General features: G+C 35.8%; 13 protein-coding genes and 1 tRNA gene. 7 read left to right on the top strand and 7 right to left on the bottom strand.

Annotated elements, in window-relative coordinates; genetic code table 11:
* Positions 1-63: 63 nt before the first annotated feature.
* From BUC16_RS10295 to BUC16_RS10280, 4 genes are read right to left on the bottom strand one after another with little or no spacing between them, the layout of a single operon-like run.
* The gene (locus tag BUC16_RS10295; protein ID WP_170860866.1) at positions 64-1,890 is read right to left on the bottom strand and encodes a RagB/SusD family nutrient uptake outer membrane protein; all 1,827 of its coding nucleotides are present in this window, start codon (positions 1,888-1,890) and stop codon (positions 64-66) included.
* Between the two features lie 11 nt (positions 1,891-1,901).
* Positions 1,902-4,928, bottom strand: coding sequence for a SusC/RagA family TonB-linked outer membrane protein (locus BUC16_RS10290; protein WP_084546145.1), 3,027 nt, complete (start codon positions 4,926-4,928; stop codon positions 1,902-1,904).
* A gap of 49 nt (positions 4,929-4,977) precedes the next feature.
* Positions 4,978-6,615, bottom strand: coding sequence for a RagB/SusD family nutrient uptake outer membrane protein (locus tag BUC16_RS10285; RefSeq protein ID WP_073370367.1), 1,638 nt, complete (start codon positions 6,613-6,615; stop codon positions 4,978-4,980).
* A gap of 18 nt (positions 6,616-6,633) precedes the next feature.
* A complete protein-coding gene (locus BUC16_RS10280; RefSeq protein ID WP_170860865.1) occupies positions 6,634-9,639 on the bottom strand; it encodes a SusC/RagA family TonB-linked outer membrane protein in 3,006 nt (1,001 codons plus the stop codon).
* A gap of 1,483 nt (positions 9,640-11,122) precedes the next feature.
* On the opposite strand from BUC16_RS10280, the gene BUC16_RS10275 reads away from it, so the two are divergent.
* From BUC16_RS10275 to BUC16_RS10255, 5 genes are all read left to right on the top strand, one after another.
* Entirely contained in the window at positions 11,123-11,911 is a 789-nt protein-coding gene (locus BUC16_RS10275) for an SDR family NAD(P)-dependent oxidoreductase (RefSeq protein ID WP_073370364.1), read from the top strand.
* Between the two features lie 228 nt (positions 11,912-12,139).
* A complete protein-coding gene (locus tag BUC16_RS10270; protein WP_073370362.1) occupies positions 12,140-12,946 on the top strand; it encodes a phytanoyl-CoA dioxygenase family protein in 807 nt (268 codons plus the stop codon).
* A gap of 127 nt (positions 12,947-13,073) precedes the next feature.
* Entirely contained in the window at positions 13,074-13,760 is a 687-nt protein-coding gene (locus tag BUC16_RS10265; RefSeq protein ID WP_073370361.1) for a CDP-alcohol phosphatidyltransferase family protein, read from the top strand.
* A gap of 1 nt (position 13,761) precedes the next feature.
* A complete protein-coding gene (locus BUC16_RS10260) occupies positions 13,762-14,193 on the top strand; it encodes a GtrA family protein (protein ID WP_073370359.1) in 432 nt (143 codons plus the stop codon).
* A gap of 18 nt (positions 14,194-14,211) precedes the next feature.
* Positions 14,212-14,790 (top strand): DUF4833 domain-containing protein, encoded by a 579-nt coding sequence (locus BUC16_RS10255; RefSeq protein ID WP_073370358.1) that lies wholly within the window; start codon positions 14,212-14,214, stop codon positions 14,788-14,790.
* Between the two features lie 102 nt (positions 14,791-14,892).
* Here the strand turns inward: BUC16_RS10255 and BUC16_RS10250 are convergent.
* Positions 14,893-14,966, bottom strand: a tRNA-Met gene (locus BUC16_RS10250).
* A gap of 154 nt (positions 14,967-15,120) precedes the next feature.
* On the opposite strand from BUC16_RS10250, the gene BUC16_RS10245 reads away from it, so the two are divergent.
* Together BUC16_RS10245 and BUC16_RS10240 are read left to right on the top strand one after the other, a co-directional pair.
* Positions 15,121-15,513 carry an START-like domain-containing protein gene (locus tag BUC16_RS10245; protein ID WP_073370356.1) on the top strand — a complete coding sequence of 131 codons (393 nt, stop codon included), beginning with the start codon at positions 15,121-15,123 and terminating at the stop codon, positions 15,511-15,513.
* 54 nt (positions 15,514-15,567) lie between these two features.
* Positions 15,568-16,407, top strand: a complete 840-nt coding sequence (locus BUC16_RS10240; protein ID WP_073370355.1) for an aminotransferase class IV — start codon at positions 15,568-15,570, stop codon at positions 16,405-16,407.
* Here BUC16_RS10240 and BUC16_RS10235 read toward each other — a convergent pair.
* Both BUC16_RS10235 and BUC16_RS10230 read right to left on the bottom strand, forming a co-directional pair.
* A complete protein-coding gene (locus BUC16_RS10235) occupies positions 16,404-16,964 on the bottom strand; it encodes a YqgE/AlgH family protein (protein WP_073370353.1) in 561 nt (186 codons plus the stop codon). The genes BUC16_RS10240 and BUC16_RS10235 overlap by 4 nt on opposite strands.
* A 118-nt stretch (positions 16,965-17,082) precedes the next feature.
* Positions 17,083-17,355 carry an HU family DNA-binding protein gene (locus BUC16_RS10230; RefSeq protein WP_073370351.1) on the bottom strand — a complete coding sequence of 91 codons (273 nt, stop codon included), beginning with the start codon at positions 17,353-17,355 and terminating at the stop codon, positions 17,083-17,085.
* Positions 17,356-17,404 lie beyond the last annotated feature (49 nt).

Genomic DNA, 17,404 nt, shown 5'->3' with positions numbered 1-17,404 from the left:
CGAATAAGGACAGTCATATAACTAAAAACAGGGTTACTGCATAATACAGCAACCCTGTTTTAATTAATTTTCCCACCCTGGGTTTTGAATCAATTTATTAGAAATGTTAATTTGCGATTGGGGAATCGGTAACAAATTTGAAGTATTCTCAATAAATACAGAAGGTTTAAGTAGATCAAATTCTGTATAAGTATAATTAGTAGGAATATCAATGTAATTAACATAAGCAGGATTAGTAAGAGCAGCAGGAGAAGGAGCTCCGGGTTTAAGAACAATCTTCATCGCTCTTAATTTTTTGCCGTATGTGCTTGTTCCTATTTTCCAGCGTCTGATATCCCAGAAACGATGATCCTCAAAAGACAATTCAATGCGACGTTCGTCACGGATTATCTGGCGCATTTCGTCCTGGGTCATACCTGTTTTCAAACCGTACTTGCCATCCGCTCCAGCTGTAATGCCTGCACGTTTACGTAAATCAATTAAAGCGTTATAAACGGATGCATCAGGTGCACTAAGTGATTCGTTTTTTGCCTCGGCGTAATTTAATAAAATTTCTCCATATCGTAAAAACGGAAAGAAATGCTGTGCCCCTCCCGAGGTTCCAGTAAGATCTTCACTCATGCATTTTCGGTTGTAATAACCTGTACCTGAGTTTATTCCTACCCATGGGTCTATCAGCCCGTCCATACCAGTGGGTTCGCCTACAAATGTATAAACAGGTTGTTTTAAACTGTTGCTTGGATTGAGCCATTTTGCACCATTATAAATAACAGAACGGTAAAAGCGTGGATCGCGGTTTATATAAGGATTTTGTGGGTTATAACCAGACAGTGGATCCGTAATGGCTTTACCATTACTCATTGGAAAAGCATTCACATAATGGGCATTGAGATGGGTATGAAAACCACCACCACGAGACTTAGGCAAGTGAGAACTTTCTAAGCTACGATTGCTTCCAGTAAGACGCGCAAGAATCATTTCTGGATTTATACGAGTCAAATACAACAGGTAATATCCTTCGGCCGTACTATTATTTCCATTCGTCCCTTGAAGCAATGAATAATTTCCCGAATCCATTACGGCTTTTGCTGCATCGGCAGCTTTTGCCCATCGGCTAGGATCATTCGAAGGGTAACCAAATACAGGGTTTGGTTTAGCCGCACCACCGTTGAACAATGGACTTGCAGCAAACAATAATACTCTCGCTTTCAAAGCCAGACAAGCACCTCTGGTGGCACGACCATAATCCTGTCCCTTTCCTGCGGCGATATAATCAACAGGAAGATCTGCTGCTGCCAAATCCAATTCACTAGTAACAAAATTCACACACTCTTCGTATGTGTTGCGAGGCAAATTAAAATCACCATCAATTGTTAATACTTCTTCTATTATGGGCACACCTGCATAATGTTTCATTAGCATGTGATAATAATAGGCTCGCAGAAAACGAGCTTCTGCTTTCATGCGTTTTTTCGTTCCTGCAGATAAAGGAGCCTCATCCACACGTGAGAGGAACAAATTGGCTCTACGAATATTAACATAGTTGTCGCTCCACGTCGTATTAAATGGTTGTGGGATGCTGCTGGCACTCATAGTCCCTTTCTGAAAAGCCGCTACCGGAGGATTAGAGTTGCTTGCAACCCAACGTTCGTCTGATTCATCAGAATATTCAGATAATGAATTAGAGGTGTTGATACGTACCAACATCGTCTCAGGTCCCAGACCGGAATAAACAGCTGTTAAAACCTGTGTTGTTTTTAGACTGTCTGTCCATACTTGTTCATCAAATATATCTGTTTGGGTACTGTTTGTCAGCACTCCATCTTTTTCACAAGATATAGCAACTATGGCTATAAAAGCAGGCAGAATTAAATATTTATAAATTTTCATCACTATTTGCATTAAAAGTTAAGATTCAAACCAACACTATATACTATTTGTTGTGGATAGTTTTCACCACGTCCTGAAGGAGATTCAGGATCGACAATTCCTAATTTATCCCAGGTTATCAGATTCGCACCATTGGCATGTATACGCATGCTTTCCATACCAATACGTTTAACGAATTTTTGGTTAAATTGGTATCCTATTTCTACATTTTTTAGCCTCAAATAATCAGCATCACGCAACCAGAATGAATTGGTATTTCTATTGTTGGCGCTAGTTAAATGCAGTTTAGGATAGGTAGCAGTTTCAGCAGTTTCAGGAGTCCAACGCCCAAACATCGTTTCTTGAAAACGCCCGACATTATCATAAACAAGTTCGTCCGACAGTCTTACGCTTCCATTCTTTGCTCCTTGGAACAAGAAACTAAAATCAAAACCTTCGTAGTTCATTCCTCCTGAAATACCATAAGTAGTATTTGGAATCTGTGGATTTCCAATGGCTCCTTTATCATTATCATCAATAATACCGTCACCATTTAAATCTGCAAATTTCAAATCGCCCGGTTGTGGATTAAGATTAGCAGGTTTAGGACTGTTTGCCACATCGGCAGCATCCTTGAAAAAACCAATAGCTTTCCAGCCAAAAGGTTGACCAACCGATTTTCCGGTTTGCTGTAACCAATCGTATTTTAATGTTGGCTCATCACGTTCCAATATTGTATTCTTGGCAAAAGATACATTTGCATTCACGAAATATCCAACATTTCCGATTTTATTATTATGGCCTAATGAAAAATCAAATCCCTTATTTTTAACTTCACCCATATTGACCTGTGGGAAAGTAACTCCAACAACTTGACCCACTGTGGCACGTGTAGTGATAATATCGTAACGGTAGTTGTCAAAATACTCAAAAGTCAGTTTTATTTTTGAAGAAAGGAATTCAGCATCAAGAGCAATATTGGTTTTGCGTTCTTTTTCCCACGTAAGGTCAGGATTACCAATCTTTCCTTCAGCCAATCCGTTATAGATAGTATTGCTGCTATCACCAAACCCATATGAACCTGTAGGTATATAGGTACTTAAATAAGGATAGCTAGTTAAATCAGCGATACCAACATTATCATTACCAGTCAAACCATAAGATCCCCTAATTTTAAAAACATTGATAAATTTCACATTGTTTTTGAAAAACGATTCTTGACTCAATGCCCAACCTGCCGAAACTGCCGGAAAAAATCCAAAACTATTCTTGTCATTAAACATGTTTGAACCATTGTATCCTGCACTAACCTCAAACATATAACGTTGATTGTAGTCATACGCAACACGACCTACGTATCCTAAATAATTAACATCTTTGTTGGCACCTCTTACGGTTGTGTTTTGGGTATACATGGCAAGTGCAGTAACATTGTGCTTCCCAAAATGGTTCTCATAATTTAATTGTAGTTGCAAATCAGAAATTAATTTAGGCGTCTTATCGCTTGCAGTTCCTGTACCAACCTGAAATGGTCTTAAAACGGGGTAAGCAGCATTGAATAAACTATACTTGTCTTGTGCCGGATCATAACGGTAAGTAGGATATCCGTCTCTGTATAAACTCCTTTGTGAAGTCTGGGTATTATTAAATGCCATTTGTAGTCTTGTCGACAATCCTTTTGTGATAAAACCTAACTTGTATACACCTGCAATGGTAGCGTTAACATCATTCCTATAAGTCCTGTCGTAGCCTGCCAATGTTAATTGAGCCACCATGTTTGCGTGGCTGGTAGTTTGTGAAGGAGCACCCCATGAACCATCTGGATTATAGACAGGATAATTATAAGCCTCGAAACCCAAACGCATTAACTGGTTGAATACTGATCGACCCGATTCGGCTGGATGTGGTTGATTTACATTCTGTAAAATAGCGCTTAAATTAAGAGTTAAATCGAAATCCTTATTCACGTTAATATCGAGGTTTGAACGGAAATTATATCGTTTAAAATAATAGTCATTATCTGTTTCGCTTGCATCAAAAGTTTTGAAAATACCGTTTTGGTACAGATATCCTCCTGAAATAAAATACTTGGCCCGATCAGTACCTCCCACAACATTGACATTGGTTTGAGTCTGCAATGAGTTATTACGCGTCACCTCTTTCTGCCAGTCAGTATTTGGATAAGCCGAAGGCATGTCACCTGTTCTGTAGTGTTCCATTTGTTCATCTGTGAAAGGGAAGGCGAGTCCATCATTTAGATAGCTCTCTTTAAGCAAAGTAAGAGCATCGTATGCGTTCAAAAATTTAGGCAGACGGTTCGTTATATTAACCCCTACTTGTGTGCTAACACTCACTCTAGCTTCTCCAGTTTTACCTCTTCGAGTTGTAATAATAATTACACCGTTTGCCCCTCTAACACCGTATACGGCTACGGCAGAAGCATCTTTCAAAATAGAGATGCTATCTACCTCGTTCATGTCGATTTGCCCAATATTATCCTGTTGTACACCGTCAACAATATAAAGCGGGGTGCTGCCTCCTGTGTAGGTACTTACACCTCGGATTTGTATGTTAGACGCATCTCTACCTGGTTGACCACTGTTTTGTTGAGAAAACAAACCTGGTAATCTACCCGCTAGTGCATTGGTAAGATTGGCCACGGGACTCTGTCTTAACTCTTTTCCGCTCAAGGTCGCAATGGAACCGGTAACTGTAGGTTTTTTCTGTTTTCCATAAGCCACAACAACTACTTCATCCAATTCATTGTTGTCTGGCTCTAATTGGACACGCAAAGTAGATTGCCCATTTGTTGTAATCTCACGAGTATTAAAACCTGTAAATGAAATTAAAAGTACTGCCTTGCTATCGGCAGCGATACTGAACTTACCTGTTTCATCAGTTATCGTAGATATTTTAGTACCTTTAATTAGGACAGTTGCTCCTGGCAATGGCAGGCCTGTTTCATCAATGACAGTACCTTTTACGACATTGGTTTGAGCGCTTAGCATACCTGGTAAAAGGAATGTGAGCATATATATTATTAATAGAATTTTTTTCATAAAAACACATTTATATAATGGTTATAATTTTATTTGCCTGAGGCGCATACTACCAACCTTGATTTTGTTTTAGATTAGGATTTTTACTAATATCTGTAAAAGAAATAGGATACCAATACATTCTGGCAGCATCAAAAAATACTGTTTGTACGGGTACAACCTGATAGGTTAAAGTTGTGCCTGACTTGGTAATCTGCATACCCTTAAGTTGACCGTTTAAAACTGTTTCTGCAATTTTCCAGCGTCGAATATCCCAAAATCTATGTTCCTCAAATGCCAATTCAACGCGTCGTTCATTACGAATAAGGTCACGCATTTGAGTTTTAGTTAAGCTGCCATTTGCAATTACCGGCGTAATACCAGCTCGTGTACGCACTGTATTTATAGCTGTATAAACTGATGCATCAGGTGTTGCAAGGGCTTCGTTTTGCGCTTCAGCATAATTCAATAAAGTTTCAGCGTACCTGAAAATCGGAAAATTATGCGTTGCATTTGCATAAGCTGCAGCCGTACCGCTGACAGCCATAAACTTGCGCAGGTAATATCCGGTCTTTGTTCCGGAAGCTCTTCCTGGCTTAAGATTATTTTTACCACCCACAAATAATTCTAAAGGAGTACTCAACCAAGAAAATCCGTTATGAAATATGGTTAAAGCAAAACGATTGTCCCTGTTGACATACGGATTAGTTGCGATATATCCTGATCCGGCCTCATTAATTAATTTTCCGTTTTTCATTGGAAAGGCATCTACCAAATCTTGAGTAGGATTAGTAACACCCTGACCTGTGCGCTGAAATCCAGGAGGTTCATTTAAATTTTCAATAGTTGCATTATCACCTTGTTGATAGGCAAAAATGAACTCTTTGTTTTTTCGGGTGGTGAACATCGTTCCAAAATTGGCCTCAAGAGAGTATAGATTCGTCTGTATTAAGTCATTTGCCGCTGTGGCTGCCGCTTGCCATCTGGCAACATCGCCGGCAGGATTATATAACGGACTGGCATTATACAACAATAATCGGGATTTTAAAGCGAGAACAGCTCCTTTGCAAGCACGCCCTATTTCGGCATCAGTCAATGTAGCGGGCAATATATTATCACTGATTAGTGCATTACATTCACCTAGAATATAGGCCACGGATTCATCTAAGGTATTACGCTTGAGTGCTACATCATCATCAAGAGTAAACACTTTATCGCCAATAAGCGGTATTCCTCCCCAGCGCTTTAGCATTTCAAAATAGAACATGGCTCTTAAAAAGCGAGCCTGGGCACGATAGGAGTTTTTACGAGCTTCAGATATTCCTGAATTTCCAATATTGGCCAATAATATATTGACACGCCTGATAGCGGCATAATTACTTGCCCATGGATTTTCGGGTAAATCGGATGGACCCCATTGGCCGGTTTTAAACTTGTCAACCGGTACGGTGCTTACATTTGCAGTAACGGCATCATCGGTTCCTCCATCTAAATAATTTTGATCTATACGATTAAATCCACGTGGTAATTGTGTGTAAATACTGGATACGTATTCATCAATATAAGTACCCTCTTTGTCCTTTGGGTTAAATATGTCGTTAATCTCAGTACGCTCTACTGGCAATTGGGTCATTACATCCTTCTCACATGAAGTTAATGATAATAAGGCCAACGCTAAGCTGCTAATTAGTTTGTATGGTGTTTTCATAATTATTCCTCTCTTTCTTTAAAACTTTATACTAATTCCTAGACTAAAACTCTTGTATAGCGGATAATTACTGAATAATGATTCCGGATCCAAATCTTCGAGCTTGGTAAATGTGAAAGCATTAAAAGCATTCGCATATACTCTAAATTCGGATAGGTGAATTCTTTTCATAAAATCACTTGGCAATGTATATCCTATTTCTATATTTTTAACACGAAGATAATCGCCGTCTTTGATCCAATAAGTTGATGTACGGTCGTTATTGACGTTTGTACCATAGCTCAAGCGCGGATAAGTGGCAGTAGCGGCAGTTTCCGGAGTCCAACGTCCCAAATGATGAGGTTGAACACCTGTGTTTACCAATCCATTTGTCTGAAACGCCCATGCATTTGATCCTGTATAGAAAAAATCTTTATTGGCAACACCTTGTACTAATACAGAGAAATCGAAGCCTTCGTATTTTAACCCTATTGAGCCGGAATAATTAATTGGACTACTTTTCTTTCCTATGGCGGTTTGATCATCGTCATTAATCACTCCATCACTATTTACATCTTTGTATTTTATGTCACCGGGTTGTAGGTTGGCAAAAAACTGTCCTGGGCTTGCATTTATTTCTGCCTGTGATTGAAATAACCCTAGAGCAACTAAGCCAAAAGGCTGACCGATACGACCACCAGTACGTTCCTGATAAGAATACTGTCTAGGTAACTCATCTGTAAAAATCACTTTGTTGGCAAAAAATTGAGTATTGGCCATAAGAGTCACACCCATCTTACCGATATTAAAATTGTAATCGGATCCTAATTCGATACCATTATACTCATATTCACCAATATTTTCAACCGGATAAGTTATGCCTAAAATTGGGTTTGACGCACCGCGAGTTTGTAATACATCATATTGACGGTTGTTAAAATATTCTAGGTTCACTCCCAATTTAGAGTTGAAAAAACGGGCATCGATACCTGCATTTATTGCTCTTGATTTTTCCCAAGTGATATTTGGATTACCAAGAGTTTGCTCGTTCCAACCATTTAAACCGGTACCAGAAGCACCAAATACATATCCTGAACCCGGAGTATAATACGGTTGAGTGGCAAAATAAGATGCGCGATCAAACCCCAATAAACCTGCTGAAACTTTTAATTTCAATTGATTAATGCTGGCCACTTTAAAAAAGTCTTCTTTGCTGATGTCATAACCTGCCGAGATTGCCGGGAAGAATCCAAAACGATCCCCTTTTGGATATTGTTCCGTGCCTTGGTAACTGAAAGCAAAATCTGCAAAATATTTTTCATTATAATCATAACTTACCCGACCCATAAGTCCTTGATAAGCATGTGTTAGCGGCACAGTATTGTCATTGTTTGAACTAATGTCATACTGATCCCAAGTATAACGTAAGGTGGCATCAACAGAATGTTTGTTGAAAGAACGATTGTAAGCCAAGCCTGCATCATAGTTTAAGCGTCTTGTAACATCGCCATAGGAGTCTGAGCTTGAAAAAGTACCATCAGAATTAAATTGTCTATAAGTCTGGGCTTGTGTAACCGGATCAATGATTAACTGATAAACTGCAAAGGCAGAGCGACTCTTGTTCACGGTATTGCTATAGTATGACGAATAATGTACCGAACCTGTTAATGAAAGGCCTTCAGTAATAGAATTAAGTTTTCGGTTGATATCGGCATCGACAAAAAGTGTTCTTCTATTTTCAAGACTGTAACCTGTACTATATAGTAAGCCACGAATATTTCTTTGATACAATGAGTTACCACCCAATGAGCCATTGGGATTTAAAACAGGGTAAGCATTTGGCGGAGTGTTTTTCATTGACGAAAACAAGGCATTAACATCTGTACCCGGACTATTTAATTTTTCATACCTACCGGCTATTCCCAATCCAACAGTCAAATTCTTGTCAATGTCAATTTCTACATTGGAACGGAATGAATTACGCTTGGAACCATTATTGGTATCATAATCATTAGGACCGCTTTTAAATATTCCGTCTTGTTTTAAATTTTCAAGCGAGATAAAGTACCGTGCAGTCTTATTTCCTCCGGAAACATTCAAGTTATGGCGGGTATAATAATAGGATGGTTTTAGGGCTTCTTTATACCAATTTACATTTGGATACAAATACGGATTTTGTCCTGTTCTATACCCTTCAATTTCTGCTGGTGAATAAATCGCCGGATTTCCATCGTTCTTTGATGCTTCGTTTGATAAAAGTGCATAGTCATATGAACCGAGGTAATTGGGCAAATAAGTAGGTTGTTGTATCGCCAGTTGAGTGGTAAAGTTGACTAGTTGTTCAGAATCAGATCCTTGTTTGGTTTTTACCATTATAATTCCTCCTGAACTGCGCATGCCTAACGGTGCAAGAGATACAGGATCTTTTAATACGGTAATGCTTTCTATTTCATTGACATTTACTTGGTCGATATCACGTATCGCACCATCAACCATAATTACTGGTGATTGATTTCTAATCGAAAAGTTGGAACCATCGTTGCCTAACGAAATGGATTGAGTTGCAATTAAACCCAACAATCTGCCAGCCAATGCATTACTTGTCATTGGGGAACTAACCGTTCTTATTTCTTCGCCTTTGATGCTGGCTGAAGCACCCGAAAACGTTTTTGTTTTATGTTTTCCATAGAGAATTTCAACTGTATCTTTTGGTGGAACACTTTCGTCCAAACTAACGTCCAAACGATCGGTTTTCACTTGCTCTTCATATAGTTGAAATTTATGGGCCGAAAAAACAAGAATGTCATCTTGTTGGGCACTGATGTTGTAAATACCATCTTTATTGGTTGTAACTGAATTACTACCCCCTTTTATGGAAACCTTCACTCCCGCAATTGGAGAGCCGTTTTTATCTGTAACCTTTCCGGAAACAGATGAATCCTGCTGCCTAATTTTTTGAATATTAGATATGTAGGACGTTGCATAAGAGCTATCGTGTGACAAAAACGCTCCTATTACTGCCAAAATTAAATATTTTTTTTTCATATTGAAAAAGTTGTTTTGAGGTAAAACTTTATAACCGCTCATCAGGCTATGTTTACCGATTGTTTTCTCATTAAAATCACGACGAGATGTCTTGTGTCACTCTGCGTCTAAAACCGATAGACGGCAATTCTTTTTTGTGTGCAACAATATTTTTAGTTTAGCTTTATTATGGTGTTTTTGCGACGACCATAATACTTTGCATTGATTTTTAAACATACTTTGTTTTTTGTTAGTTATTAGTTATTATTTTGATTTGGCTTTTCGTTTATCAAATAAGTTTTTTGTTAGTGTAACATTGAAAAAAATAATAATTGAGATTTGGTTTGTTATTTCAATAATACTTGTTTTTTTCTTACAAAAATCAAATTTAATGAGCGTTGTTTTTTGTTGAGTATTTATTTAAAAAAGGTTTTGTTTTCTTAAACGTTTATGCACTGTGAGAACATATTGATAATTTTAGTTTTTAAATCGGGGGATTTTAATGCTTTTAAGTTTTATCATAGGCTTAGTTTTATGTGCATAAGTGAATGATTCGCTTTTTTTATTCTAATGTGTTGGTTTTGTTTGTTTTGGTTTTGTTTATTTAGGTTAATAAAGAGTTCGTTTTCTGTTTGAATTCGAAAAATGAATAGTTCCTATTTCATTGTAACTATTGTTGTTAAATTTAAATTTTAACTTTTTTTTTAAATTACTAAAGCGAAACTATAGTATTATTTTTTACTAAACAAGAAAAAATACAAAAAATGTGTTCGAACACAATAAAAAAAAATATTTTAGTGGGTTCGAACACATAATTGTAGGAATTATGGATATGTGAATTGACATTTTTTGGAAAATCTATTAAGTTTTTTTATTTTTAAATTTTTCTAAACATTTAAAAAAGAATGTTTTTGGAGTGTGTAATAGAAAACTTGGAGTCAAAATATTGTGACATTATTATTTGAGTTTTGAGAAAAAGATATTTTCAAGAAAAACTACAAGAAAATAGATTAATGAAGTTGTATTTTTTTAATTAATTCAAGTTGCTAGTTAATTGATTTGTTAAATTGCAATCCAAAACACAAACAAAGTTAGTTTTATCAGAAAACCTTAGTTGTAAAACAACAATTTCCATTATTAGTATAGATATGTCTATCAGGTTTTTTAGGAATTCTTTCAGCAATTTCTTTAACATTTGGAAACCCTTTAGGGTAGGGGCTTAAATCAATCGAGATTTCGTAATAATCATTTTCGGTTATATATATATCCCAATAATAATGTTTTTATCTTCTAAATAAATTAAATTCTTGTAATTAGTTAACAAATCACTTATCTGCTTTCTAGAATCCATAAGGTTTAGGGATAATTGGAGCAGAACTCAAAAACTTAATATTAGCCTCAAAGGTTGCATAATTTCATTCATTTTAAAGAGTTTTTTAAAAAATAGTAACTCTATAGTTTTAATGTATAATTAATTTTTATATTTGATGATTAAATTAATAAAATGAGCGAAAAAACGAAACCGTATGCCTTAATTACTGGTGCCAGCAAAGGCATTGGAAAATCTATTGCTTATGAATTGGCTAAACAGGGTTATCCACTATTGCTTGTTGCAAGAAGTGACGAGGAATTAAAAGCACTATCTGATGATCTTCAAGTTAAATATGCCATCAATGCTCCAATTTTATCGATTGATCTTTCGATAAATGGTGCATCGCTAAAAGTAACCGATTGGATAAAAATGAATAACTATCCAGTTGGCTTGTTAGTTAACAATGCTGGTTATGGTGTGTGGGGCGATTTTAGTCGGTCTTCTCTAACCGACCAGCTTGGCATGATGCAACTTAACATGAATGTAGTTGTAGAACTTTCACATTTATTGGTACCTATACTATCGCAAGAAAAACAAGCCTACATTTTAAATATATCGAGTACTGCTGCATACCAAGCTGTACCTACGCTGGCTGTTTATTCAGCCACAAAGGCTTTTGTCTTATCTTTTACCCGTGCCTTGCGTTTCGAACTTGCCCAAACTTCAATTTCAGTAACCTGTTTTAGTCCAGGCCCAGTTGATACTGGTTTTGCGGCAAGAGCTGGTTTAAACGCTTTGAGCAAAATGGCTGAAAAGTTTAATATGCAACCTGATGAAGTTGCAAAAATTGCAGTAAAAGCCATGTTCAGCAAAAAATCAGAAGTTATTCCGGGTTTTACCAATATCATTTCGGTTTATGCCAACCGCATACTACCAAAGGCATTCATCGAAAAAACTGCAGCCGGAATTTATAAAATTTAATTTTTTCAAAAAAAAAATAAAAAATATTTTTTGCAAAAGTGAAAATATATATTATGTTTGCATTAAATTCTACTAATCCTATAGAGTATGTCAAATAAAAGAAAAAATACGTTTAGTTTTCCTGAGAACCGAATGCACGCAAAGATGCGAATGCGTTGTTGTTGCTGTTGCAAATCACTTAGATAAAATTACAAACACTATTATTTCATTTATTAAATCTATATTATTATGATATCTTCTTATAAAACCTTTACCCTTACTGAGCAATTAACTGATGAGCAAATTGACTTTTTTAACCAATACGGATTCATCCATTTCAAAAAATTTATAAATCCGGAAACTGTTTCATCAATCATTGATGCATCCAAACAAGTGCAGCAAAATTGGATTGAAAATGACCTTCAAAAAATAAATGGTGTTCCAATTAAATATGGAAAAGATTTAGATGGCTCTCCTATTGTACAACGTTTTGCTTTTATCAATCAACATCATCAAGCCTTAAGCGGTCTTCTACTTGATCCAAGATTTAATGGTTTATTACCATTGGCAGGCGATGGCGCAAGATTAGGTACCGAAGAAAAAGATGGAATGGTTTTTAACCATTATATCAATGGACCAGAAAGTAAGTTTACTAAAATGGGCTGGCATACAGATGGTTTGAGAGATATTTTTTATGGTGCAAAATTAAATCCGATGCTAAATGTGGGTATCCACTTAAGCACTTTAAAACCCGAAAATGGCGGTCTTAAAATCATTCCGGGTACTCATAAGCAAAGTATTTATCAAATGCTTTTCCGTAAAAAATACTTTTTAGATCATAACGCCGATCCAGAGGAAATTTCCATCAATCCAGAAGCTGGAGATTTAACCATTCACGATGGGCGATTGTGGCACAGAGTTGCAGAATCATCTATCCGTGGCGAAGAAAGTAGAAGGAGGGTTATTTATATTCCAATTATAGCAGGAAAATACGCTCCTAAAAATGAGAACAGTCCAACGGTTTTCTATCAACGTTTTGCCGGAATTGTTAAATAATTATGCTGATTATGCTCGCATTTAGTTATCTGGTTAGATCAGGTAAACTAAAAAGTACCACAGATTTTCTTAAAAGTATTCGAAGAAAAATAAAGTTGAAAATTATAAAACTAGAATTGGGCTATTAATGGGAACAGAAACACAGGCTGCAGATAATAGTGCAATTGTACAAAGGACATTCTCTGATCGTAAACGGACTAATATTTTAAAAAAAGCAGAACAGTTAACGATTGTATTTTTGCTTCCAAAGGTACCCAAATTCATTTCGCCAAACGTACTTACTTTAATTGGTGCGCTTGGTTCTGGATTCGTTTTTTTAGCTTTTGTTTTAGGCACTTATGTAACAAATTGGTATTTGTTTTTAGGGATTGTCGGTTTGGCTATAAACTGGTTAGGCGATTCTCTAGACGGAAGATTGGCTTATTATAGAAATATTCCGCGCCGTTGGTACGGTTTTGCACTCGATATTATTGCCGATTGGATTGGTATTGTACTTATAGGCTTTGGCTACTATATTTATGCTAAAAATGGCACACAAATAGTAGCCTTTGCTTTTGTTGCATTGTATGGCTGGTCTATTATTATCAGTCAGCTGCGCTACAAAATTACAAATGAATACAGTATAGATTCTGGGCTTGTTGGTCCTACAGAGCTTCGATTTATTATTGCTTTTATTTTAATTGTAGAAGTTTTATTTCAGGGATCAATTACCTATTTGGCTGGCTTAATCACTATCGTGTTATTTATAATCAATATTATAGATAGCTTAAAACTTTTAAAGTTGGGCGATTTAAAAGATAAAAGCCAGGAATGATATGTTCAAGAAGAAATCCATTTTCACTTTTCTACAAGCACAAGTTGCGGCATTTTTGGGCGGTATTACCGATTATGGTTTAATGATTTTATTGACCGAAGTATTTAAACTGCATTTCACCTTTTCTATTCTAATCTCTGGAACCGTTGGCGCAATTATCAATTTCAGCATCAATAGATTTTGGGTATTTAAAAATCAATCTGGTTACAGCAATCACATCAATAGTCAGCTTTTTAAATTTGCGTTGGTGGTATTGGGAAGCATTTCCTTAAAATCATTTGGTACGCTTATTTTGCAAAAATCATTTCAAATCGATTATAGAATCGGAAGATTAATCACGGATAGTTTTGTTTCTTATGGATTTAATTATCCACTGATTAAATATTGGGTTTTTAGGGTAAACAAAAAACCGAATGTAATCGAATCAAATTAGTCTATAAAATATTTAGTTATGAATAAATTAATATTTAAAAATTTTACAAAATCACTAATCGTTATAACGATCTTAGTAAATATAATTTCTGAAAATCTATTGGCACAATCCAAAAATCCATCTCCATTACATTTTCCAACGCCTAAAAATATAGATAATATGTTATTTTACATTCAGCGAGACCCGAATGTAAACACTGCTATTTATGCCATAAACTACCAGGAAAATGGAAAAATAAACAAAAGCAATCCTATAAAAGCGTATTGGATTCGATATGCTGAAAAAGGAGAAAAAAAAGATTTTAGTTATGTACAACGCAAATTTGCATACGGAATAGAAAGTAAAGCCTTAAATAATGAGGACTTTGAGCTTCAATTTGTATCGTATAAAAAGTTACCCTTAACCTTGAAAAAGATAGATTCAGATCAAAAATATCATGTTTTTGTAAATGTAAATCAGAAAAAAATACAGGTAGAAAAAATATTTGTACGCATTGAAGGAGGTTCTTTTTGGTTACCAAATGTGAAGTATGTCGAAGTTACCGGAATTGATGCTTCCTCAAATAAAACAATTACTGAAAGAATGCTATTAAAATAAGTGTCCCGTTTGGTGTGTTCTTTGTAAAAGTAATAAAATACTAGACATAAAAAAAGCGGTTTAGTGTACACTAAACCGCTAGTTTAAAGAAAGTTACTTTCGTAGCGAAGACGGGAGTTGAACCCGTGACCTCAGGGTTATGAATCCTGCGCTCTAACCGACTGAGCTACCTCGCCAAATACAACTGGGAAACCATCCCTGAATGCGGGTGCAAATATAAAAATTAAATTAGAGCTTACAAGCATATATGAAAGAAAAAAAAATATTTTTAAAAATGCTTTTTTATTGGCTTTATATTCTATACATTTCCAAAAAATTAATTTGTTTCACATGGATTTAAAAATACGTTATGAAATAGAGTTTCCCATAAACTCATCCCCCCAGTTGTTGTATCAATATATTTCAACTCCTTCAGGTTTATCGGAGTGGTTTGCAGACAATGTGAATTCGAGAGGTGAATTTTTTACTTTTATTTGGAATGATTCGGAAGAGAAAGCAAGACTTTGTTCCAAGAAATCAGGTGAAAAAGTACGATTCAAATGGGTGGACAACAATAATAAAGACACTGAATACTTTTTTGAGTTGAATATCTTGGTGGACGAAATCACGAAAGATGTGTCCTTGATGGTAATTGATTTTGCCGAAAAAGATGAATTAAGTGAAGCAAAACAGCTTTGGGAGAACCAAGTTTTGGATCTTAAACATGTAATTGGTTCTGTTTAGTAAAATTGTATTTTATGACTTATATTTGCCCTGAATTAAATTCAGGGTTTTTTTATGATTAATTTTAATGGTTCCATCGTGTCTAACGACACCAGTTTATTGACTCAAAATCGTGCTTTTCTATACGGCGATGCCGTTTTTGAAACGGTCAAAATAGTAAATTCCAAAATTCTTTTTTTAGAAGATCATTATTTCAGGTTGATGTCGTCCATGCGCGTCATTCGAATGGAAATCCCGATGAATTTTACGATGGAATATTTTGAAGAGCAAATTCTGGCATTGGCAACAGCCAAAAATTCAGCAACATCTGCACGCGCCCGAATTACCGTTTATAGAAATGACGGGGGGTATTATTTGCCGAAAACGAATACAGTTTCGTTTTTGATTAATGTGGAAAGCCTGGATAATACTTTGTATTCTATCAATGAGGGCGAATATGTAGTGGATTTATACACGGATTTTTACGTAACAAGACATTTGCTTTCCTCCATAAAAACCACAAATAAAATAATAAACATAACGGCAAGTATTTATGCCGATGAAAATGGTTTTGACAATTGTTTGTTGTTGAATGACGGTAAAAATGTTATTGAAGCATTGCAGGGGAATATTTTTGTGCTGAAAGGAAATACACTGACCACGCCGCCAGTTTCTGAGGGATGTTTGAATGGTGTGATGAGAAAGCAAATTTTGGCTTTGGCTCGGAAAATGGAAAACTTGGAGGTTGTCGAAGGGGTAATCTCTCCTTTTGATCTTCAAAAATCGGATGAATTGTTTATTACAAACGTGATTAAGGGGATACAACCTGTTACCAAGTATCGTAAAAAAGAGTTTGCAACCAATTTTTCTCGACTATTGTTGCAAAAATTAAATGATGCGGCAATTGGTAGTTAATTCAGGTATGGATTTTCAGGTGCGTTCGACCAAATTAAATAATCGCCACCCAATTCCATAATTTGTTTTTTCCAAAATTGAGAAGGTGATTTTCCAATTATTTTATTCTCATAATTGTTTTTGACAATAATCCATGAACTTCCTTCCATCTCGGTTTCTAGTTGGTCTTCATCCCAGCCTGTATAGCCTAAAAAGAACCTGATGTTGTCTTTGTTTATTTTACCGCTGTTGATGAGTTCTTTTGTGGATTCGTATTCGCCACCCCAATAAATTCCGTTGGAAATCTCTACACTGTTGGGAATCAAGTCTGGTATATTGTGAATAAAATACAGGTTGTCCTGTTCTACAGGGCCGCCATTGTAGATTTTGAATGTAGCTTTGATTTCAGGAATCAAGTCATGAATCGTATATTTCAAGGGTTTGTTGATAATAAAACCCACGGAGCCGCTCTCATTATGATCCGCTAATAAAATAACCGACCTATTAAATGATAAATCTCCAATTAATGAAGGCTCTGCAATTAGGAGATTTCCTTTTTTTAAATTTGCTGAAATCATGGGTTCTAATTTTACTTAAATTTAAGTATAAAGATAAAAATAATCCAAATATAATCGACAGACGGCATAAAAAAACCTTCCAATGGAAGGTTTTTATTATATTTAAGGGAAACTTAAATTAGTTTACAGCTCCTTCTAATTCAGCTCCAGCTTTAAATTTCACTACGTTTTTAGCAGCGATTTTTATTGTTTTTCCTGTTTGAGGATTTCTACCATCTCTTGCAGCTCTTGCAGAAACTGACCAAGATCCGAAACCTACTAAAGATACTCTTCCGCCTTTTTTCAAAGTACTACCTACGTTTCCTAAAAATGATTCTAAAGCTAATTTTGCAGCAGCTTTTGTAATTCCTGCGTCAGCAGCGATAGCGTCGATTAATTCTGATTTGTTCATAATGTCTAGTTATTAAATGTTGGTTAAAAAAACTTTGTTAATAATAACA

It is taken from the genome of Flavobacterium fluvii, assembly GCF_900129545.1.
In the GTDB taxonomy this organism is placed as follows: Bacteria; Bacteroidota; Bacteroidia; order Flavobacteriales; family Flavobacteriaceae; genus Flavobacterium; species Flavobacterium fluvii.
This window is presented reverse-complemented; position numbering and strand designations above follow the sequence as displayed.